The following is a 21,312-nucleotide window of genomic DNA, read 5'->3' on the forward strand; positions in this document are numbered from 1 at the left end:
TCTGTGCAACCCCGCGACTCCGCTCCTCTTGGGTATGTTCAGAACGGAAGCTTGATGTCCTTTGGCAGGCCCAGACCTTCGGTCAGCTTGCCCATTTCTTCCTGTGCCCGTTCGGCGGCTTTGGTCTGGGCATCCTTGATCGCGGCAAGAATCAGGTCCTCGACGACTTCCTTGTCATCACCGTTGAAGATCGACGGATCGATATCCAGCGCCTTCAGATCGCCCTTGGCCGTGGCCGTGGCTTTGACAAGGCCGGCACCTGCTTCGCCAGTCACCATGATGTTGTGCAGATTGTCCTGCATCTCGGCCATCTTGGTTTGCATTTCCTGGGCTTTTTTCATCATCCCGGCCATATCACCGAGGCCGCCTAGTCCTTTGAGCATTTCGGAATTCTCCTGTTGTGAGTTGCTGTTTAGATACGGGCCTGCGTCTGTCGGCACAAGCCCGGCCTGTCACCGGATCCGCATCCGGGACCACCCGTCGCTTCGGGGCGCGTGCCTCAACGGGGGTCTGATTTCGGCGAGGTATAGAGGATCATCGCCACGCTCAGCGCGGCCACCACGGCAATGAACAATGACGCCGAGCCGACACAGCCTTCGGCGATACCTGCGGCGCGACCGCCAAAATCGGTAAACGCCAGCACAGAGGTGATGACCGTCCAAAGCACAACCAGCACCAATGCGCCCCATTTCGACTTGAAACGGATGGCTACTGCGCTGGCCAAAAGCAGGATCAGCACGATCGGGTTCGAGAACAGCAAGATCGCTTCGGACACTGCGCTGACTTCCGTGCCCGGTATCCAGTCCGGGCGCATCACGGCGCAGCTTTGGGCAAGTGCAGAGTTCGGCGACAGAACGAAAAGCGGGATCAGGTAGCGCAGATGTGATCGACGCAGGCTGCCACCGAGTTTCAGCGCGACGCTGGCGGGGGATGGTTTGGCGGGCATTTTCAGTCTTCCTCGAAGGGGTCCCATTCGTCTTCCACTTCGGGCAGGGCCTGCGCCTGTGCGTCTGCGGCCAGTTCGGCGGGCGTCCGGATGTCCTTGATCTGCGCCTTGGGAAAGGCGGCCATCACGGCCTGCACCATGGGATGGGCATGTGCCGCGTCTTCCAGCGCATAGCGTTCGGCGTTGCGCGTCTCGTCGATGGTCTTGCCCCCGCCTTCGGACACGACCGAGACCGCCCATCTGTTGCCCGTCCAAAGCTGCAGGCGCTGGCCAAGACGCTGGGCCAGGTCGCCGGGTGCTTTCGGCGACGGCTCGAACTCGATCCGGCCGGGCTGGTAGCGGGCCAGGCGCAGACCGGTTTCCACATCCACCAGCAGCTTGCCATCGCGATTGGCCCGGATCAGTTCGATCACGTGCTCGAAGGTGGGAAACCGGGCAAGGGCGGCGTCGACATCCTGTGCAAGGGCAGTGGTCTGACCCGAGGCGGACGGATTGGACATCATGCGCGATTGCGCCTGGGCAACCGCCTGGGTGCCCGACACGGGTGCCGCCCCCATGCCGCTGCGCGGCGGTGTCGGTCCGGTGGGCGGCGCATCCTGCAATTTGCGTACCAGTTCTTCGGGCGAGGGCAGGTCGGCAACATGGGTCAGCCGGATGATGGCCATTTCGGCGGCCATCATGGCGTTGGGCGCGGCGGCGACCTCTTCCAGTGCCTTGAGCAGCATCTGCCACATCCGGGTCAGGACACGCATGGGCAGGGCTTCGGCCATCTGCACGCCGCGCTGGCGTTCATCCGGGCTGACCGTCGGGTCTTCGGCGGCATCCGGCGTGATCTTGACCACGGAAATCCAATGGGTGATCTCGGCCAGATCGCGCAGCACCGCCATGGGATCAGCGCCGTCGGCATATTGCGCGCCAAGTTCGCCCAGGGCTCCGGCAGCGTCACCGCGCAGGATCATGTCCATCAGATCAAGCACCCGGCCCCGATCGGCCAGACCCAGCATCGCGCGCACCTGATCGGCGGTGGTTTCGCCGGCCCCATGGCTGATGGCCTGATCCAGAAGGGAGGTCGCATCCCGCGCCGAGCCTTCCGCCGCGCGGGTGATCAGGGCCAATGCGTCATCGGTGATCTCGGTGCCTTCGGCCCCGGCGATGCGGCGCAGAAGGGCGATCATGTCTTCGGGTTCGATCCGGCGCAGATCAAATCGCTGGCAGCGCGACAGCACCGTGACCGGGACCTTGCGGATCTCGGTCGTGGCAAAGATGAACTTGACGTGTGCAGGCGGTTCTTCCAGCGTTTTGAGCAGCGCGTTGAAGGCGCTGTTGGACAGCATGTGCACTTCGTCGATGATATAGATCTTGTAGCGGGCCGAGGCCGCGCGATAGGCGACGGAATCGATGATCTCGCGGATATCGCCCACGCCCGTGCGCGAGGCGGCATCCATTTCCATCACATCGACGTGACGCCCTTCCATGATCGACACGCAATGCTCGCACTGGCCGCATGGTTCGGTGGTGGGTGTGCCGTTGCCGTCCGGCCCGATGCAGTTCATTCCCTTGGCGATGATCCGCGCGGTGGTGGTTTTGCCGGAGCCGCGAATGCCAGTCATGATAAAGGCCTGCGCGATCCGGTCCGCGGCGAACGCGTTCTTGAGCGTGCGCACCATGGCGTCCTGACCGACGAGATCCACAAAGGTCTCGGGGCGGTACTTGCGCGCAAGAACCTTGTAGCCTGCCTGTTCGCTGTCGCTCATCTTCTCTCCGGGATTCGGCTGAAATCAGAGACTAGGCCAGCGCGTCAGAGGGGTCCAGCAATCAAAGCGACCTCGGCGCACGGTGCTGTAAGACAGTGGCAACCTGCCTTGGGTATATCTGTCCACGCAGCTGCATTGTCGTCCGTTTGGCACCGGGCGATGCGATCAGGACGATGGTTTGTCTTTCGCGCATTCACGCAGGTTCGGATTTACACCCCGGATCTGTGCACCCATCGTACTTTCAGCGGGCCCGCCCCCTGACGCCGTTCCATACACAGATAACAGCATCCCCCTGCCGGACACTGCGCCGAGCGGGGCAAAACCTCTGCGCATTGTGCCTAAAGCACAGTTACTGTGCCCGCCTCTCGCAACCTGCGGTCTGACAGGGCGGGGTGATCTCGGGGGATTTGCTGATGAATGGGCGTGTTCTGCCCGCCGTTGCGGGGCAAAGGTGAGAGGCTGGACAACGACCCAAGCGGGGCTCGTTACGGCTGCTTCCTTCCGGATCTGACCGGGTTGGCGAGGCGCTCGCCCGCGCCAACCTCTCAGGCGTGGATATAGGGGGCGCGGTTCGGATTCGCAAGTGGCGCGGGGGGCAGCCCCGCTCAGAGCGACAGGCGCAGTTGCACAAAGCCCCCGGCGTCCGTGCCATCCGTGCCGGTGCAAAGATCGCCAAGCTCATGAAGATGCGAAAGCGCGCCGGGACCGGTGGGTGCCAGGACAGAGCTTGCGCCGATCCTGGCGAACCGGCGCCCACGGGCGTCCGGCTGGTTGGGCTGATGCCCTGCCAGCAGATACTCTTCCAGTGTCTCGCGCACCAGTTTTCCGGGCAGCGTCAGGCGGTGCGCATCTTGCAACACCGCCACATTGCCGCCGCCGTTCGCGCGATAGCTGCTGAGGGCAACGGCAAAACGGTCATCCCTTGCGACCGGCGCACCGCCGTACTCAAGCGAGACCAGGCGACGGTGCGCGGGGTCGATGAGGGCTCCGGCGTGATCGAACCGCGAAGGCCGCGACAGGTCGAGTTCATAGTCGATGCCGTAAAACAGATCGCTGCCATGGGCGGGGCGCGTTGCATCAATCAGGCTCTGTGGCTGGTCCCCCCTTGTTATCTGGTTGTAGATGCCTGCCGACATTTCGATCCAGTCCGCCAATTGCGCGCCGGTGACAATCACGGCGGCCAGACGGTTCGGAAAGTAACACAGGTCAAACGCATGGCGCAGGCTGAGCGGGCCTGCTGGAATATCGACATAATGCTGCGGCCCGCTGCGCCCGCCCGTCTTTGCCGGTGCCGCGCTGGACAGCAGCTTCAGACCTTCGGGAATGACCTGCATCCGGCGCAAAGCCTTAGCTTTGGCAGCGGCCACGATTTCCAACGCGGCTGATGGAGCGATGAAGCTGAAGTAACTGTGCAACGGGACCGATGTGTAACCAAGGGTGCGGGCAAGCTGCCTGCGCGTGGCGCGGTGGATCGGCGCGGTCAGGGCACCCAGTTCGCGGTTCTCCGCTCCACAGGCCGCGCGCAGTTGCGTGCGCAGTTTGTTGATCTGCCAGCCGGTGTCGGCATGGCTCAGGTCCAGGTCTATGACGCCAAGATAGGCCCCCCCGGCCCCCGGCATCACCACCGGTGTCCCGTTCAGCACCCCGCGTGCCATCTCCGAGCCTTGCGGAGCCTTCGGGTCGGGCAGGTGCAAATGCGTATGTCCCGCGATGATCGCATCCAGCCCGTCCAGCGCCGAGAGCGGCCAGAGCGCATTCTCCTGGCCGGTCAACTCGTGGCGTTCTCCCAGGCCGGTATGCGCAAGCGCGATCACCAGATCACAGCCTTCGTCTTGCAGCGCGCAAATCGCCTCGCGCGCCGAGGCGGTGATGTCATCAATCGCAAGGCGTCCCGACAGGTGGTCAGCATCCCAGATCAGGGTTTGCGGCGGAAGGACCGAAAAAATCCCGATCCGCAACGGGGTTCCGCAGAGTGTCCGCTCAAGGACCGTCCAGCGCTGTACCGGCAGTTCCCCGCCGTCGATACGATGGGCATTGCTGCACAGGACCGGCAGGGGCGCATGTCTGAGGCTGTCGACAAGGCGCGTCAGTTCGAAGTTGAAGTCATGATTTCCCAGGCCCGCCGCGTCATACCCCATCAGGCCAAGTGCGCGATAGAAGATATGCGGACCCGTCATGTCGGCCAGCGCCTGTTCGTCCAGCGGTGTGCCTTGCAGACTGTCCCCGTTGTCCAGCGTGATCACCAGATCGCCGCGCGCGCGTGCCTGATGGCGTATCGTGCGGATCAGGGTGGCGATCCGGGTCATTCCGGCCGTATCTGTCTTGCGATCCGCGAAATAGTCAAAGCTGCGCATCTGCATATGCAGATCGGAGGTTGCCAGAATGCGCAGGCGTCCGGAAACCGGTGCCGCCGATTGGGCAACAGTTTGGGGCCGGGCTATCGGGCTGTCTCGTTGCAGGTCATTCTCCTTCCGATCGAAAACCCGCCTGACACCTGCCTATCAGGAAACAACTCTGAGTTGCAATCGAGGATTGATGTGCGCCCGGAAACACATTGTTAAATCACTGTGAGCAATGTGGTGTGCCCCATTGAACTGCTGTATCGCCCATGCCAAAGGTCGGCCCTGGGCAAGGGAGAGCATAGTTGAAACTGGCAGAAACCGTCACATTCGGGGGCAGCGGTCTGAACCGCGCCGCGCATCTGCGCAGCGATGCCAAGGCGCTGGCGCGCATGTCCGCAGACCCGAGGGCCGGATGCCTGCCGGTATGGCGCGGCAAACCCTTGCTGAAGGGCGAGGGTCGGGATGCACTTGCCTTTCTGCCGCCGGATCATCCGGTGATAGAGGCCGAGGTCGGTGGGCGCGATACTCTGGTCTTTCTGGGGATCGAGGAAGACGGCAGACCTCTTTTCGCGGCGGATTTTTCAACCTGGGAACCTGAACAGGTCGATGCCGAAGCGCTGGGTCTGTTTCTGGATCCCAGCGAACAGCGCCATCCGCATTTGCCCGAGGATCACGTCTTTGCGGAATTGCGCATGGTGATGACGCGGCTGGATCCGCGCGCGGCTGAACTGGCCGCGACGGCAAAAGCGATCATCGGCTGGCACAGCACGCATGGATTCTGTGCGCGTTGCGGGACACGCAGCGATTTGGCCCAGGCCGGGTGGCAGCGGGTCTGCTCGGCCTGCAAGGCGCATCATTTCCCCCGCACGGATCCGGTGGTGATCATGTTGATCACCCATGGATCGTCGGTGCTCATGGGCCGCTCTCCGGGCTGGCCCGAGGGGATGTATTCGCTGCTGGCGGGCTTCGTGGAACCGGGTGAGACACTGGAGGCGGCCGTGCGCCGCGAGGTTCTTGAAGAGACCGGTGTGCATGTCGGCGAGGTCAGCTATCTGGCCAGTCAGCCATGGCCGTTTCCGGCGTCCTTGATGTTTGGATGCGGGGGCGTTGCAACCAGCCGCGACATCACGATCGATCCGGTCGAAATCGAAGATGCCATGTGGGTTTCCCGGGACGAGATGATGAGCGCATTTGCCGGTGAGCACCCCGTTCTCAAGCCCGCGCGGAAAGGTGCAATTGCGCATTTTTTGATCAGGAACTGGCTTGCGGATCGGTTGGATTGACGGCACAGTTTACTCAATAATCAAGAACAACGGGCATACGGCATGAAATTCTCCAGCAAGGAAGACGTCCAGGCACCAATTGCGACCGTTTTCGGGCTGCTGTCGGACTTTGAGGTCTATGAACGCTCGGCGATCCGACGTGGCGCGGAAGTGCAGCGCGTTGGTGAACATGACGTCCCCCGTGTGGGTCAGACATGGGAGGCCAGCTTTACCCTGCGCGGAAAAGAGCGTCGCACACAGGTGGAACTTGTTCAGTACACACCACCCACCGAGATGTTCTTCGAAAGCAAATCGGACGGGCTGATCACCACGCTTGAGCTTGAGCTTGTTGCCCTTTCGACCAACCGCACGCGGATATCGGTCACCTTCGAGATCAAGCCACTTACCCTGCCTGCACGGCTGTTCGTGCAGTCGATGAAGCTGGCCAAGACAAACCTGTCCAACCGCTTCAAGCAGCGCGTGGCCGAATACGCCAGGGATATCGAAGATCGCGTCTCGCGGATGGCCTGAAGCAGGTCATTCGCGGCCCGGATCGGCCGGATAGACGCCCAGGATTTCGATGTTGGTGGTAAAATAATCAAGCTCTTCCAGGGCGCGTTTCACACCGGGATCTTCCGGGTGCCCCTCGATGTCGGCGTAAAACTGCGTTGCCGTGAAGGTGCCTCCGACCATATAGCTTTCCAGTTTCGTCATGTTCACGCCATTGGTCGCGAACCCGCCCATCGCCTTGTAAAGCGCGGCTGGAATGTTGCGCACCTCGAACACGAATGAGGTGATCATGCCGTGGGAACCCCGGCGCGAATGATCCGCTTCACGCGACATGATCAGAAAGCGTGTCGTGTTGTTGCCCTGATCCTCGATGTGGCGCGCCAGAACGTCCAGCCCATAGATCTCACCCGCCAGTTCACTGGCCAGGGCGGCCAATTTGGGATCGCCGACTTCCGCGACGTGCCGGGCCGATCCGGCCGTGTCGGCACCGATGATGCGATGGATTCCATGTTCGGCCAGGAATTCCTTGCACTGGCCCAAAAGCACGGTGTGGCTCATCGCCTGTTCAACCTGGTCCAGGGGCGTTCCCGGTACTGCCAAGAGGTTGATGTGCACCCTCACGAAGGCCTCGTTGATGATATGCAGACCGGACTGCGGCAACAGCGAATGAATATCGGCAACCCGCCCATAGGTGGAGTTTTCGACAGGCAGCATTCCCAGATCGGCGGCCCCTGATCGCACCGCGTCGATGGCGTCTTCAAAGGTGCGGCAGGGAAGGACCTCCATGTCCGGGCGCGCTTCGTGGCAGGCCTGATGGCTATAGGCGCCAAGTTCTCCCTGAAAGGCGATACGTTTGGTCATTTTTTCCGTCCTTCACCGCATTTGACGTAAATGGTCGTTTGGTCGCGGTGTCTATATCTTGCTACTGCCCGAGGGAAGCAATAGATAGCCCGCCAAATGGATCAATGGGAACGGGCGACCAATGCTTGATACGATGACCTTTACCAAGGCTGCCGCAGGTTTGTTCGGCGCACTTCTGGTGTTTCTGCTGGGTAGCTGGGCTGCTGACGAAATCTATAGCGTCGAAGCACATGGCGAGCAGGCCTATGTGATCGACACCGGCGCAACCGACGTCGCGACGGAAGAAGTGGAAGAGGTGGATTTCGCAACCCTTATGGCCTCGGCAGAAGTTGACAAAGGTGCGCGTCTTTTCCGCCAGTGCAGCGCCTGTCACAAGCTGGAAGCCGGTGCGAATGGCACGGGCCCGTATCTTTATGGTGTGGTTGGCAGACCCAAGGCCGCGGCTGACGGATTTGGATATTCTGACGCCCTGGCCTCGATGGGGGGTGAATGGACACCTGAAAACCTGAGCGGTTTCCTGGAAAGCCCGCGCAACTATGCCCCCGGCACCTCGATGGCCTATTCGGGCCTGCGCGATGCACAAGATCGCGCGAACCTGATCGCCTATCTGGACAGCCTTGATGACTAAGCGTCGGAATAGCTTCTGAATTCGGGGCCGTTGCGTACTGCAGCGGCCCTTTTCATTTTCCGGTATCCTCAGGTCATCGCGCAACACAAAGCCACAACCGCGCCATGGTGCGGCTGGCCCGGCACTGCCTGTTTGCCGGGCTATTGCTGAAATGTGATCGCGCGTGCGCATGGAATCTCAACTTGAATGTTGGAATGGCCGCCGATTAGCTTACATCACAAGACACGGCACACTCTTGCCATTGCCACAACAGGAAGATCTGAATGTCCCAAACTCGTGCCCTCGCGCGCCCCGCATCGCACCCTCGTTTGTTGAATTTTGGATTGGTTTGCCTGACCTTCGTGCTCTGTCTGGCCGGGTCTCTGAAAGCTCAGGAGACGACGACCGAAGACCTGATTACAAGCCATGGCTATTCGTTTTATGGCGACCTGACCTATCCTGCCGATTTCGAGCATTTCGCCTTCGTGAACCCGGATGCGCCCAAGGGCGGGGAAATCTCGTTCGCCGCGCTGGGGACGTTTGATTCGATGAACCCATATACCGTGAAGGGTCGGCGCGGGCAGTTGAGCTGGTCGATGTATGAAAGCCTCCTGGGCGATGGGGCTGCGGATACCTATGGTGAAGGCTATGGTCTGCTGGCCCACAAGCTGGAGTATCCGCCGTCCAAGGATTGGGTGATCTTTCACATCCGCCCCGAGGCGCGGTTCTCGGACGGCACGCCCCTGACGGCGCATGACGTGCTGTTCTCGCATAACCTGCTGTTGGAGCAGGGGCTGCCCTCTTATGCGGCGGCGGTCAAGAAGCGCATTCCCGGTGCCGAAGTTCTGGATGATTACCGCATCAAGTTCACCTTCACCGAAGGCATTTCGCGCCGCAGCCTGATCGACCAGGTCGGTGGCGTTCCCGTCTGGTCAAAGAAATGGTTCGAGGAAACCGGCGCACGGCTGGATGAAAGCCGGCTGGAAACCTCGCCCGGATCAGGGCCCTATATGGTCGAGACGGTCGATGTGAACCGGCGCATCGTTTACAAACGCAACCCCGACTATTGGGGCAATGACCTGCCGATCAATCGCGGGCGGCATAACTTTGACCGCATTCGCGTGGAATATTTCGGGGATGACACGGCCGCCTTCGAAGCGTTCAAGGCCGGAGAATACACCTTTCGCCAGGAAGGGGACTCCAAGAAATGGGCGACCCTCTATGACTTTCCCAAGATTGAATCCGGTGCCATCTTGAAGAAAGAGTTGCCGGATGGAACACCCCCGACGCCGTCGGGCATCGTGTTCAATCTGGGGCGTGAGCTGTTGAAGGACCGGCGTGTGCGCCAGGCGATTGCGCTTGGCTATAACTTCGAGTGGACCAACGAGTCCCTTCAGTATGGCCTGTTCAAGCAGCGCGTTTCTTTCACGCAGGACACGCCCCTGATGGCCACTGGCGTTCCAGAGGGTGCCGAGCGCGAGTTCTTGCTGTCACTGGGCGATCTGGTGCCGCCGGAACTGCTGAGCGAGCCTGCTCTGATGCCCCATACGTCGAACCCTGACCGTTTGAACGACCGCCGCAATCTGCGCACGGCAATGGGTCTTCTGGATGAGGCCGGCTGGGCGGTCGGCGATGACGGGCGTCGACGCAATGCGAATGGTGATCTGCTGCGGCTGACCTTTCTGTTCAACACCGCTCAGGAAGGAACGCTGAGCGCGGTGATGGAGAACTTTGTCGCCAACCTCGACAAGATGGGGATCGAAGCGATCCTCGAAAAAGTCGATCCGTCGCAATACACGCTGCGCGAACGCGAACGGGATTACGATCTGATCTTTGACAGCTATGCAGCCTTCCTTGGCACCGGGACGGGCCTGATGCAGCGCTATGGCTCGGAAGATGCGGCATTCTCGATCTTCAACCCGGCCGGTCTGGCCAGCCCGTTGGTTGACGCGATCATCGAGGCGTCGCTTCTGTCGCAAAGCACCCAAGAGGAACAGACGACGCTGCGCGCGTTGGACCGGGCATTGCGTCATGAGTTCATCATGATCCCCCTGTGGTACAATGACAGCTATTGGGTGTCATATTACGATCAGTATGAATTCCCCGAGCCCTTGCCGCCATATGCTCTGGGACAACTGGATTTCTGGTGGTACAACGCTCACAAAGCGGCCGCTCTCAAAGCCGCAGGAGCGTTGAGGTAACAGGCCCGATGAGCGGCTATATTCTGCGGCGGTTGCTGCTGATCATACCGACCTTGTTCGGCATCATGCTGATCAACTTCGCATTGACGCAGTTCGTGCCGGGCGGTCCGGTCGAGCAGGCAATCGCGCGTGCGCAGGGCCAGGGCGATGTCTTTGGCTCATTCGCGGGCAACACGGGCGATGTGGGTCTGGAAGAAAGCGGGCCGGGCAATGACCAGTATATCGGCGCACGCGGCCTGCCGCCTGAATTCATCGCACAGCTCGAGAAAGAGTTCGGCTTTGACAAACCCCCTGTCGAGCGGTTCTTCGGCATGCTGTGGAACTATATGAGACTGGATTTCGGAGACAGTTACTTTCGCTCCATCGGCGTGATCGACCTGATCATCGAAAAAATGCCGGTGTCGATCTCGCTTGGCCTGTGGTCGACGCTGATCGCCTATCTGATCTCGATCCCCTTGGGCATTCGCAAGGCGGTCAAGGACGGCACCAGCTTTGACACCTGGACCTCGGGTGCGATTATCGTGGCCTATGCGGTGCCCGGGTTCCTGTTTGCCATCCTGTTGCTGGTTCTGTTCGCGGGCGGTTCCTATTGGCAGATCTTTCCGCTGCGCGGTCTGACCTCGGACAATTGGGACCAGCTGAGCCTGCTGGGCAAGATCGGGGATTACTTCTGGCATATCGCATTGCCGGTTCTGGCCTCGACGATCTCGGCCTTTGCGACACTGACCTTGCTGACCAAGAACAGCTTTCTGGATGAGATCAAGAAACACTATGTGATGACGGCCCGCGCCAAGGGGCTGTCGGAATCCCGTGTGCTCTATGGGCATGTGTTCCGCAACGCCATGCTGATCGTGATCGCGGGATTTCCCGCGGTGTTCATCGGTGTGTTCTTTTCCGGCTCACTCATCATCGAGACGATCTTTTCGCTGGATGGTCTGGGACGGCTTGGGTTCGAGGCCGCGGTGGCGCGCGATTATCCCATCGTGTTCGGCACCCTGTTCATCTTTGGCCTGATCGGGCTTGTGGTGGGGATCCTGTCCGACCTGATGTATGTGCTGGTGGATCCGCGCATCGACTTTGAGAGGAGGGAGGGCTGATGGCGCTCTCCGCCCTCAATCAGCGCCGCTGGCGCAATTTCAAACGCAACCGGCGCGCATATTGGTCCATGTGGATTTTCGGCGTGCTGTTCGGGCTGTCGCTGTTTGCCGAGTTCCTGGCCTATGACAAGCCGATCCTTGTGCGCTATCAGGGCGAGTTCTATACGCCGATCTGGAATTTCTACCCCGAAACCGATTTTGGCGGCGATTTCCAGACCGAGGCGGTCTATCGCGACCCCGAAGTTCAGTGCCTGATCATCACCGGCGGGCTTGATCTGTGTTTCGATGATCCCGAAGCCTATATCGAGGATGCGGCAGACGGCGTCATCGACGGAGAGGTGATCAACAAAGGCTGGATGATCTGGCCGCTGATCCCCTATTCCTATGACACCCCGGTGGATCGCCCCGGCGCAGCCCCGCTGCCGCCCAATGGCGAGAACTGGCTGGGAACGGATGACACAAAGCGCGATGTGATGGCGCGGGTGATCCACGGGTTCCGCCTGTCGGTGGCCTTTACGCTGATGGTGACGGCGGCCTCGACCCTCGTCGGGATCGCGGCGGGGGCTGTGCAGGGCTATTTCGGCGGCTGGCTGGATCTGATCTTTCAGCGCTTCATCGAGATCTGGACGGCGACTCCGTTCCTTTATGTCATCATCATCATGTTCGCAATCCTGGGGCGAAGTTTCTGGCTGCTGGTGTTCTTGTTGATCATCTTCAGTTGGACCGCCCTTGTGGGCGTGGTGCGGGCGGAATTCCTGCGCGCGCGAAATCTGGAATATGTCCGCGCGGCCAAGGCGCTGGGTGTGAGCAACCTGACGATCATGTTCCGCCACATGCTGCCCAATGCGATGGTGGCGACACTGACCATGCTGCCGTTCATCGTCACAGGCACGATCGGAACACTGGCGTCGCTGGACTTTCTGGGTTTCGGCCTGCCGTCCTCGGCGCCCTCTCTGGGTGAGCTGACCTTGCAGGCCAAAGAGAACCTGCAGGCCCCCTGGCTGGCCTTCACCGCGTTCTTTGCCTTTGCGATCATGCTGTCCTTGCTGGTCTTCATCTTCGAGGGCATCCGCGATGCGTTCGATCCCAGAAAGACATTCTCATGACGGCCATTCTCGAGGTCAAAGACCTGCGCGTCGCCTTTCGCCAGGATGGCAAGCTGACCGAAGCGGTGCGCGGCGTCAGCTTTACCCTGGACCGGGGTGAGACGGTCGCCCTGGTCGGTGAAAGCGGGTCGGGCAAGTCGGTGACCGCGCTCTCGACGGTGTCGTTGCTGGGCGACAGCGCACAGGTGTCGGGATCCGTCACCTATGACGGGCAAGAGATGATCGGCGCGGACGAAAGGCGTCTGCGCACTGTGCGGGGCAATGATATCAGCTTCATTTTCCAGGAGCCGATGACCTCTCTAAATCCGCTGCACACGATCGAAAAGCAGCTTCGCGAATCCCTGGCGCTGCATCAGGGGCTGGTGGATGCCGAAGCACGGGTGCGGATCATCGAGCTTTTGGAAAAGGTCGGTATCCGCGACGCGGAAAGCCGTCTGGGGGCCTATCCGCATCAGCTGTCCGGTGGGCAGAGACAACGGGTCATGATCGCCATGGCGCTGTCCAACAAGCCCGACATCCTGATCGCGGATGAGCCGACAACCGCGCTGGACGTGACCATTCAGGCGCAAATCCTCGAGTTGCTGGCCGAACTCAAGGCCGAGGAAGACATGGGGCTTTTGTTCATCACCCATGATCTGGGTGTCGTGCGCCGGATTGCCGATCGGGTCTGCGTGATGAAGGACGGCGAGATCGTCGAAACCGGCCCGACCGCCGAGATTTTCGCCAACCCGCAGCACCCCTATACGCAAAAGCTCCTTGCGGCCGAACCAAGCGGATCGCCGGATCCGGTGAGTGGCAGCTCCGAGGAGATCGTCAGCACGCAGAACCTCAAGGTCTGGTTCCCCATTCAGGCGGGGTTCCTCAAGCGTACGGTGGGATATGTCAAAGCGGTCAACGATACGACCCTGTCGATCCGCGCCGGCGAGACATTGGGCATTGTCGGGGAATCCGGGTCGGGCAAGACCACACTGGCCCTGGCGATCATGCGCCTGATCGGCTCCGAGGGCGGGATCACCTTTCAGGGTCAGGATATCCGCCAATGGTCCACGCGCGAGTTGCGGCGCTTGCGCAAGGATATGCAGATCGTGTTTCAGGATCCCTTCGGCTCACTGAGCCCACGGATGACCTGTTTCCAGATCATCTCGGAAGGTCTGGCGATCCACAAGGTCGACCCCGAGCGCAATGCGCGCGAGCTGGTGGCCGAAGCGATGGTGGAAACCGGCCTGGATCCGGCCGCGATGGATCGCTATCCCCATGAATTCTCGGGCGGGCAACGTCAGCGCATCGCGATCGCGCGGGCGATGGTGCTGCGGCCGCGGTTGCTGGTGCTGGATGAGCCGACCTCGGCCCTGGACATGACCGTGCAGGTGCAGATCGTCGACCTGTTGCGCAAACTGCAGGTGAAATACGGGCTGGCCTATCTGTTCATCAGCCATGACCTCAAGGTGGTGCGCGCGATGAGCCACAAGATGATCGTGATGAAACAGGGCGATGTGGTCGAGTTCGGTCAGGCCGAGGCTTTGTTCACGGATCCCCAGAACGCTTATACCCGCACCTTGCTCGCTGCGGCGAGCTGAGGAGGGGGCGCTGCCCCCGTCCCTTCGGGACTCCCCCGGGAGTATTTCTCACCAGAAAGAGGCAGGCGGAAGTCCCGCGCGATCTCAGATCGCCGAGGAGTGCCCCGCCTTGCTGAGGTCATAGGCGTCAAAGACGCGGGCGATCATCCGGGTCAGGGGACGGGCCTCATGAGGCACGAACAGCCCGTCTTCCGTCAGCTTGATCATGCCGGGAAAGGCGCTGTTCGCCTGGTCGAGAAGGGCGTTCAGCTTTGTGCGGGAGATGTCGAAGTCGCGCAGGATCTCGGCGGCATCTATGCGGAAGTCGCACATCAGCGCTTCGATCAGGCGGGCGCGCAGCAGATCGTCGCCCTTGAAGGCATGGCCGCGCGAGACGGAAAACTTGCCCTGGCGCACTTCGCCCACATGTTTGCCGGTCGACGGCGCGTTTTGCGCGAAGCCTTGCGGGAATTTCGAGATGGCGGAGGCACCCACGCCGATCAGAACGCCACTGGTGTCATCGGTATAGCCCTGGAAGTTGCGCCGCAGAGTGCCGGCGTCCAGCGCCTTGGTCATGCTGTCCTCGGGGCGGGCAAAATGGTCGATGCCGATTTCGCGGTAGCCATCCCACATGAAGAGGCGGCGCGCGGTCTCGAACAGAGCGAGCCGTTCTTCCGGCGTGGGCAGCGTGTCAGAGGGTATCATCGTCTGGCGTCTGGCCATCCAGGGCACATGGGCATAGCCATAGAGCGCCACGCGGTCGGGATTGAGCGACAACAGTTTCTGCACGCTTTCCGTCATGCGCCTTTGCGATTGGTTGGGCAGGCCGAAGAGAATGTCGGCGTTCAGGCTGTGGATGCCGCGCGCGCGCAGCATGTCAGCGGCGTCACGGGTCACGTCAAAGCTTTGAATGCGCCCGATGGTCTTTTGGATCTCGGCATCGAAATCCTGCACGCCGATCGAGGCGCGGTTCATGCCCGCTGCGGCCAGGGCGTCAACGCGGGCTTCGTCGATCTCGTTCGGGTCGATCTCGACCGAGAACTCATAGTCGTCCGCCAGCGGGGCCAGATCGGCGATCGCCTCGGCCAGTTCGCTCATCATGTCGGGTTGCAGCAAGGTGGGGGTGCCGCCGCCCCAGTGCAGGCGCGAGAGGCTCACACCCGCTGGCAGATGTTGCTTGAGCAGGCTGAGTTCCTGTTTGAGCGTCTCCAGATAGGCGATGACCGGTTTGTCCGTCTGTGTCCCTTGGGTTCTGCAGGCGCAGAACCAGCACAGCCGCCGACAAAAGGGGACATGGATGTACAGAGATATCTGTCCGTTTTCGGGAATCCGGGAGATCCAATCCATGAACTGGATCGGGCCGACATCTTCGTTGAAATGCGGGGCCGTCGGGTAGCTTGTGTACCGTGGCACACGCGCGTCAAATAGCCCGAGCTTGGACAATTGCGAAGTTTTCATCATCTGAGTATCCTAGTCATGGGTCGGGGCCGAAACTTTGACCCAGATCAAGTTTGGAAGTACGCATGAGTGTGAATCACGCCCTGTCTCAGGAATGCTCTGACTGCCCGATCAGACATCGCGCCGTCTGTGCCCGATGCGAGAGCGACGAGCTCGATCGGCTGGAAGAGATAAAGTATTACCGCAGCTTCGAGGCGGGCCAGACAGTGATGTGGTCCGGTGACAAGATGGATTTTGTCGGATCGGTGGTGTCGGGAATCGCCTCGCTGACGCAAACCATGGAAGATGGGCGCACGCAGATGGTGGGTCTTCTTCTGCCGTCGGATTTCGTCGGGCGGCCCGGGCGTGATGGCGCGGCCTATGATGTTGTGGCGACCACTGATCTGGTGATGTGCTGTTTTCGCAAGAAGCCCTTCGAAGAGATGATGAATGATACGCCGCATATCGCGCATCGTCTGTTGGAAATGACCCTGGACGAGTTGGACGCCGCGCGCGAATGGATGCTGGTTCTTGGTCGCAAGACAGCGCGCGAAAAGATCGCCAGCCTTCTGAGCATTTTCGCGCGTCGGGATGCGACGCTGAATTTCTCGGCGGGGAAGAACAAGGTGGTGTTTGATCTGCCACTGACGCGCGAGGCGATGGCGGATTATCTTGGCCTGACGCTGGAAACGGTGAGCCGGCAGATTTCCGCGCTCAAGAATGATCAGGTGATTGTGCTGGAAGGCAAGCGCCACGTCACAGTGCCGGACATGAACCGCCTTCTGGATGAAGCCGGAGATGACAGTGACGGCGGTCTGCTGAACTGAGGATCAGCCCAGGCCTCCCTTCGCATGAAGGAAGGCCTGATTTGCTTGCAACATCAATGCGCCATGAGGACCGGCACGGTTGCCTGTTCCAGCATGTGCCGGGTGGCCCCACCCAGAATGGCTTCGCGGAAGCGTGAATGGCCATAGGCTCCCATCACGATCATCTCGGCGCTCTTGTCCTGAACATGCCGGTTCAGCACGTCCGAGACCCGTGGCAGGGTTTTGGACAAGACGTCAATCTCGCAGGCGACGCCGTGGCGTGCCAGCATCTGGCTCAGCAAACCGCCGGGATCCGAGCGTTCCGGGCCGTGTTGGGGCGGATCGATCACGACGATGCGCACAAGCTCGGCCTGTTTGAGAAACGGCATCGCGGCCCGGATGGCAGAAAGGGCCTCCTTGCTCTGGTTCCAGGCAATGATGATGTTCTGAGGTGTCGGATTGGGGTCAAGATCATCCGGCACCACCAGCACGGCAGCGTCTGCGTCAAAAAGCGCAGCCTCGACCAGAGGTTCAAGCTCGGCACCGTGTTCGGAGCCATAGGGTTTGGGCAAGACCACAAGATCGCTGAAGCGCGCGTGCAGCGCGACATGGCGCGCAAGATCGCCAAAAGCGGCGACCCCTGCATCTGCTGACCAACGCACGTCAGATCTTGCCAGCCGCTCCTTTGTCAGCTTGAGCAGTTCATCGGCCTCGGCATGTGCCCGGGTCAGAGTTTCCTGCAAAATCATGGCATTGGCACCTGCATAATAGTATCCCGTCTGGGTGCGATCCACGCCAAGGCAGAGGGCCTCGACATGGGCATCCTGTGCGAGGGCCAGGGCCGTGATATGGTCCAGCGGGGCCTTCGCCATGCCCGCATCTGTGATCACCGTAAGCAGAGATTTGTAAGCCATTGTTCTTGGTCTCCCATACTTGAACTGGTCTTCAAGTCACCAATCTATCACCGAATTCGAGACCTCATGTTGATGCGCGTCAAAACCTGCGGCTGAAATGCTTGATTCAGATCAAAGCGTTCACCCCACGCCTCGGGCGATCAAGCTCCCAGTCTAATCCGTTCGCTGCGGCACACGAATCGCACGAACACGACGAAGGGACGAGTTATGTCGAATTATATCAAGCTGATCGTGCTTGGCCTCATCGTGCTGATTTCGATGATGGGGGCCTCATATGCGCGTGATCTGGCTTATCAGGTCCACATGATCCTTATCATGCTTGTGGCCGGTGGGCTGTTTCTGTGGACTTTGCGGCGGACAGAAGAGCCTCAATCGGGTGCCGATCTGTCAATGGAATACAATGACGGTGTGATCCGCGCGGGCGTGATCGCGACTGCCGGATGGGGCGTCGTCGGTTTCCTTGTTGGCGTCGTCATCGCCTTCCAATTGGCGTTTCCGGTGCTGAACTTTGAATGGGCTCAGGGCTATGCCAACTTCGGGCGCCTGCGGCCGCTGCATACCTCTGCGGTGATCTTCGCCTTTGGCGGGAACGCATTGTTGTGTACATCATTTTATGTGGTGCAACGCACCTCGGCAGCACGGCTTTGGGGCGGGAACCTCGCCTGGTTCGTGTTCTGGGGCTATCAGCTGTTCATTGTTCTTGCCGCAACGGGCTATCTGCTGGGTGGCACGCAATCCAAGGAATATGCCGAGCCTGAGTGGTATGTCGACCTGTGGCTGACCATTGTCTGGGTCTGCTATCTGGCGGTCTTCCTGGGCACGATCATCAAGCGCAAAGAGCCGCATATCTATGTGGCCAACTGGTTCTTCCTGTCGTTCATCGTGACGGTTGCCATGCTGCATGTGGTCAACAACCTGACCATCCCGGTCAGCATCTGGGGCAGCAAATCGGTGATCGTCTGGCCCGGTGTGCAGGATGCCATGGTGCAGTGGTGGTATGGCCACAACGCGGTGGGCTTCTTCCTGACGGCGGGCTTCCTGGGCATGATGTACTACTTCATCCCGAAACAGGCCGAACGTCCTGTCTTCAGCTATAAACTGTCGATCATCCACTTCTGGGCGCTGATCTTCCTTTATATCTGGGCGGGTCCGCACCACCTGCATTACACGGCGCTGCCTGACTGGGCCTCGACGCTGGGCATGGTGTTCTCGATCATTCTCTGGATGCCCTCCTGGGGTGGGATGATCAACGGTCTGATGACGCTGTCGGGGGCCTGGGACAAGCTGCGCACCGATCCGGTGATCCGGATGATGGTGATTTCCCTGGGCTTTTACGGCATGTCGACCTTTGAGGGGCCGATGATGTCGATCCGGGCGGTCAACAGCCTGTCGCACTATACGGACTGGACCATCGGTCACGTGCACTCGGGTGCTTTGGGCTGGAACGGGATGATCACCTTTGGTGCTCTGTACTTCCTGGTGCCGGTTCTGTGGAAACGTGAGCGGCTTTACTCGCTGACAATGGTGTCCTGGCACTTCTGGCTCGCCACGATCGGTATCGTTCTTTACGCGGCGTCGATGTGGGTGACGGGTATCATGGAAGGCCTGATGTGGCGTGAAGTGGATGCAAACGGCTTCCTTGTGAACTCGTTCGCCGAAACCGTCAGCGCCAAGTTCCCCATGTATGTGGTGCGTGGATTGGGTGGGGTCATGTACCTCGCCGGAGCGCTCATCATGTGCTATAATCTGTGGATGACTGTCCGCGCGGCCCCTGCCAAGGAGCAGAGCCTCGCAACAGCCGTCCCGGCCGAATAAGGAGGGCCCGGACAGATGGCACTTTTGGACAAACACAAGATCCTTGAGACCAACGCGACCCTTCTTCTGGTGTTCAGCTTTCTGGTTGTCACCATCGGGGGGATCGTTCAGATCGCACCGCTTTTCTATCTTGAGAACACCATCGAAAAGGTAGAGGGCATGCGGCCTTACTCTCCGCTCGAACTCACCGGGCGCGATATCTACATCCGCGAGGGGTGCTATGTGTGCCACTCGCAGATGATCCGCCCGATGCGCGACGAAGTCGAGCGGTATGGCCATTACTCACTGGCGGCGGAGTCGATGTATGACCATCCGTTCCAATGGGGGTCAAAGCGCACCGGACCTGATCTGGCGCGGGTCGGAGGGCGGTATTCGGATGCCTGGCACATCGACCATTTGCGCGATCCGCAATCGGTTGTGCCGGAATCGGTGATGCCGAAATACGGCTTTCTCGAGCGCAAGCTGATCGAGCCCCGCTATATCCGGGATCTGATGAGCACCCATGCCATTGTCGGTGTGCCTTATACCGAAGAGATGCTGGAAAACGCCGAGGCGGACTTTATCGCCCAGGCCGATGCCGATAGCGACTTTGACGATTTGCTGGCACGCTATCCGGGGGCGCAGGTGCGCAACTTTGATGGCCAGCCGGGTATCTCGGAAGCCGATGCGCTGGTGGCCTATCTTCAGATGCTGGGCACGTTGGTCGATTTCTCGACCTTCACACCAGACGCAAGCCGGTAAGGGAGGACACGTTCATGGAAACCTACACCTTCCTTCGCCAACTGGCAGACAGCTGGTTCCTGCTTGCGATGTTCTGCTTCTTCGTGGGGGTGATCATCTGGGTCTTCCGCCCGGGCAGCACTAAGGAATATCGCGACACGGCAAATGTTGTCTTCCGTCATGAAGACAAACCCGCTCAATCCAAGGAGGCACAGCAATGAGCAAGAAATCTGTGCAACATCAAAAGGGTGATCCCGATACGACGGGCCATACCTGGGACGGGATTGAAGAGTTCAACAACCCGCTTCCAAGATGGTGGGTCTGGATCTTTTACGCCACCATCGTCTGGGGGATCGGATATACGATCGCCTATCCGGCATGGCCTTTGCTGAACTCGGCGACGGCGGGTCTTCTGGGCTATTCCACGCGGGCCGAAGTGGCCGAAGAGATCGTGGAATTCGAGGTCCGGAACGCCGGCATCAACGAGCGTCTGGCCGGGGTAGAACTGGCCGCGATTGGTGACGATGCCGAACTCTATGGCTATGCCGTGTCCTCGGGCGCTGCAGTCTTCCGCACCTGGTGCGCGCAATGCCATGGCTCGGGCGCAGCCGGTGCGGTTGGCTATCCCAACCTGCTGGACGACGACTGGCTGTGGGGCGGGGATATGGAAAACATCTATCTGACCATCGCCCACGGTATCCGCAACGAAGAAGATCTGGACTCGCGGTATTCCGCGATGCCGGTTTTCGGAGAAATGCTGGAAGAGCAGGAGATCGTTCAGGTGGTCAATTACGTCCAGACCCTGTCGGGTGGCACGCCAAATGATCCGGCTGCTGCAGTGGCAGGTGAGGAGCTCTACCTGGACAACTGTTCGGCCTGCCACGGCGAGGCCGGTGAGGGGGACATCTTTCAGGGTGCGCCCAATCTGGCCGATGCGATCTGGCTTTATGGCGGTGACTACGACACGCTGATCGAGACAGTGACCTATTCGCGAAATGGCGTCATGCCACCCTGGAGCACGCGCCTGAGCGAGGCCGAGATCCGGGCGGTTTCGACCTATGTTCACCAATTGGGCGGCGGCGAGTAACCCCTTGCCAACAAGACACCCCACGCCGGTTCAGCCGGCGCGGGGTTCAGCGCCGGTCTTCCGATATGTTCGCGCGTTTCCCGGAAGACCGGCGCTTTTTCATCCCCAAGGCCGCAAGCATGCAGACCGCTCGCCGCCAGTTCGCTTAAAGCGTCCCGTCTTTCAGGAACGTCTGATTTACCGCTTCGGCTGCGCCGATACCGGAACAATCAGGCTTTGAATTTGGGGGCTTGCCCCGATTTCGCGTTCATTACGCCTGAATAGGCTGCCCTGAGGCGCCCAATCCATGAT

The 21,312-nt window shown here is 60.3% G+C and carries 19 protein-coding genes and 1 other RNA gene; 12 read left to right on the forward strand and 8 right to left on the reverse strand.

The features are described from left to right. Nucleotides 1-38: 38 nt before the first annotated feature. The 5 genes from WAO69_RS14605 to WAO69_RS14625 form a co-directional block, all read right to left on the reverse strand. Complete coding sequence (locus WAO69_RS14605) at nucleotides 39-383, reverse strand: YbaB/EbfC family nucleoid-associated protein (protein ID WP_422180409.1); 345 nt, start codon at nucleotides 381-383, stop codon at nucleotides 39-41. A 116-nt stretch (nucleotides 384-499) separates the two neighbouring features. Continuing rightward, nucleotides 500-946, reverse strand: coding sequence for a hypothetical protein (locus WAO69_RS14610; RefSeq protein WP_422180411.1), 447 nt, complete (start codon nucleotides 944-946; stop codon nucleotides 500-502). Nucleotides 947-948: 2 nt separating this feature from the next. Beyond that, nucleotides 949-2,700 carry a DNA polymerase III subunit gamma/tau gene (locus WAO69_RS14615; protein ID WP_422180413.1) on the reverse strand — a complete coding sequence of 584 codons (1,752 nt, stop codon included), beginning with the start codon at nucleotides 2,698-2,700 and terminating at the stop codon, nucleotides 949-951. A gap of 449 nt (nucleotides 2,701-3,149) precedes the next feature. Beyond that, nucleotides 3,150-3,248: signal recognition particle sRNA small type (gene ffs / locus WAO69_RS14620), an RNA gene on the reverse strand. Nucleotides 3,249-3,305: 57 nt separating this feature from the next. Then, nucleotides 3,306-5,159, reverse strand: coding sequence for a 5'-nucleotidase C-terminal domain-containing protein (locus tag WAO69_RS14625; protein ID WP_422180448.1), 1,854 nt, complete (start codon nucleotides 5,157-5,159; stop codon nucleotides 3,306-3,308). A 185-nt stretch (nucleotides 5,160-5,344) separates the two neighbouring features. On the opposite strand from WAO69_RS14625, the gene nudC reads away from it, so the two are divergent. Next, nucleotides 5,345-6,325 (forward strand): NAD(+) diphosphatase, encoded by a 981-nt coding sequence (nudC, locus tag WAO69_RS14630; protein ID WP_422180415.1) that lies wholly within the window; start codon nucleotides 5,345-5,347, stop codon nucleotides 6,323-6,325. Between the two features lie 42 nt (nucleotides 6,326-6,367). Then, the gene (locus tag WAO69_RS14635; protein ID WP_422180417.1) at nucleotides 6,368-6,835 is read left to right on the forward strand and encodes an SRPBCC family protein; all 468 of its coding nucleotides are present in this window, start codon (nucleotides 6,368-6,370) and stop codon (nucleotides 6,833-6,835) included. A 6-nt stretch (nucleotides 6,836-6,841) separates the two neighbouring features. On the opposite strand, the gene WAO69_RS14640 is transcribed toward WAO69_RS14635, so the two are convergent. Next, complete coding sequence (locus WAO69_RS14640) at nucleotides 6,842-7,675, reverse strand: prephenate dehydratase (RefSeq protein WP_422180419.1); 834 nt, start codon at nucleotides 7,673-7,675, stop codon at nucleotides 6,842-6,844. A gap of 121 nt (nucleotides 7,676-7,796) precedes the next feature. Here WAO69_RS14640 and WAO69_RS14645 point away from each other — a divergent pair, with 121 nt between their 5' ends. From WAO69_RS14645 to WAO69_RS14665, 5 genes are all read left to right on the forward strand, one after another. Next, the gene (locus WAO69_RS14645; RefSeq protein WP_422180421.1) at nucleotides 7,797-8,303 is read left to right on the forward strand and encodes a c-type cytochrome; all 507 of its coding nucleotides are present in this window, start codon (nucleotides 7,797-7,799) and stop codon (nucleotides 8,301-8,303) included. Between the two features lie 263 nt (nucleotides 8,304-8,566). Beyond that, entirely contained in the window at nucleotides 8,567-10,483 is a 1,917-nt protein-coding gene (locus tag WAO69_RS14650; protein ID WP_422180424.1) for an extracellular solute-binding protein, read from the forward strand. Nucleotides 10,484-10,491: 8 nt separating this feature from the next. After that, nucleotides 10,492-11,580: a microcin C ABC transporter permease YejB gene (locus tag WAO69_RS14655; RefSeq protein WP_422180426.1), complete on the forward strand. Its 1,089-nt coding sequence runs from the start codon at nucleotides 10,492-10,494 to the stop codon at nucleotides 11,578-11,580. Next, entirely contained in the window at nucleotides 11,580-12,686 is a 1,107-nt protein-coding gene (locus tag WAO69_RS14660; protein ID WP_422180428.1) for an ABC transporter permease, read from the forward strand. The genes WAO69_RS14655 and WAO69_RS14660 overlap by 1 nt, the downstream gene beginning before the upstream one ends. Further along, the gene (locus WAO69_RS14665; protein ID WP_422180430.1) at nucleotides 12,683-14,263 is read left to right on the forward strand and encodes an ABC transporter ATP-binding protein; all 1,581 of its coding nucleotides are present in this window, start codon (nucleotides 12,683-12,685) and stop codon (nucleotides 14,261-14,263) included. The genes WAO69_RS14660 and WAO69_RS14665 overlap by 4 nt, the downstream gene beginning before the upstream one ends. A gap of 84 nt (nucleotides 14,264-14,347) precedes the next feature. Here the strand turns inward: WAO69_RS14665 and hemN are convergent, their stop codons facing one another. Beyond that, entirely contained in the window at nucleotides 14,348-15,703 is a 1,356-nt protein-coding gene (hemN, locus tag WAO69_RS14670) for an oxygen-independent coproporphyrinogen III oxidase (protein ID WP_422180432.1), read from the reverse strand. Between the two features lie 62 nt (nucleotides 15,704-15,765). On the opposite strand from hemN, the gene fnrL reads away from it, so the two are divergent. After that, nucleotides 15,766-16,506 carry a transcriptional regulator FnrL gene (gene fnrL, locus WAO69_RS14675; RefSeq protein WP_422180434.1) on the forward strand — a complete coding sequence of 247 codons (741 nt, stop codon included), beginning with the start codon at nucleotides 15,766-15,768 and terminating at the stop codon, nucleotides 16,504-16,506. 53 nt (nucleotides 16,507-16,559) lie between these two features. Here fnrL and WAO69_RS14680 read toward each other — a convergent pair whose 3' ends face one another. Beyond that, nucleotides 16,560-17,399, reverse strand: a complete 840-nt coding sequence (locus WAO69_RS14680) for a universal stress protein (protein WP_422180436.1) — start codon at nucleotides 17,397-17,399, stop codon at nucleotides 16,560-16,562. Nucleotides 17,400-17,606: 207 nt separating this feature from the next. On the opposite strand from WAO69_RS14680, the gene ccoN reads away from it, so the two are divergent. The 4 genes from ccoN to ccoP are packed head-to-tail and all read left to right on the forward strand — an operon-like array spanning nucleotide 17,607 to nucleotide 21,021. Continuing rightward, nucleotides 17,607-19,214: a cytochrome-c oxidase, cbb3-type subunit I gene (ccoN, locus tag WAO69_RS14685; protein WP_422180438.1), complete on the forward strand. Its 1,608-nt coding sequence runs from the start codon at nucleotides 17,607-17,609 to the stop codon at nucleotides 19,212-19,214. A 15-nt stretch (nucleotides 19,215-19,229) separates the two neighbouring features. Next, on the forward strand, nucleotides 19,230-19,955 hold the full coding sequence (gene ccoO / locus WAO69_RS14690) for a cytochrome-c oxidase, cbb3-type subunit II (protein ID WP_422180440.1): 726 nt from the start codon (nucleotides 19,230-19,232) through the stop codon (nucleotides 19,953-19,955). 14 nt (nucleotides 19,956-19,969) lie between these two features. Further along, a complete protein-coding gene (locus WAO69_RS14695; protein WP_422180442.1) occupies nucleotides 19,970-20,155 on the forward strand; it encodes a cbb3-type cytochrome oxidase subunit 3 in 186 nt (61 codons plus the stop codon). Continuing rightward, nucleotides 20,152-21,021 carry a cytochrome-c oxidase, cbb3-type subunit III gene (gene ccoP / locus WAO69_RS14700; protein WP_422180444.1) on the forward strand — a complete coding sequence of 290 codons (870 nt, stop codon included), beginning with the start codon at nucleotides 20,152-20,154 and terminating at the stop codon, nucleotides 21,019-21,021. The genes WAO69_RS14695 and ccoP overlap by 4 nt, the downstream gene beginning before the upstream one ends. Nucleotides 21,022-21,312: the final 291 nt, after the last annotated feature.

The sequence above is a fragment of the Aestuariivita sp. genome (assembly GCF_049276915.1).
Classification (GTDB): Bacteria; Pseudomonadota; Alphaproteobacteria; order Rhodobacterales; family Rhodobacteraceae; genus Aestuariivita.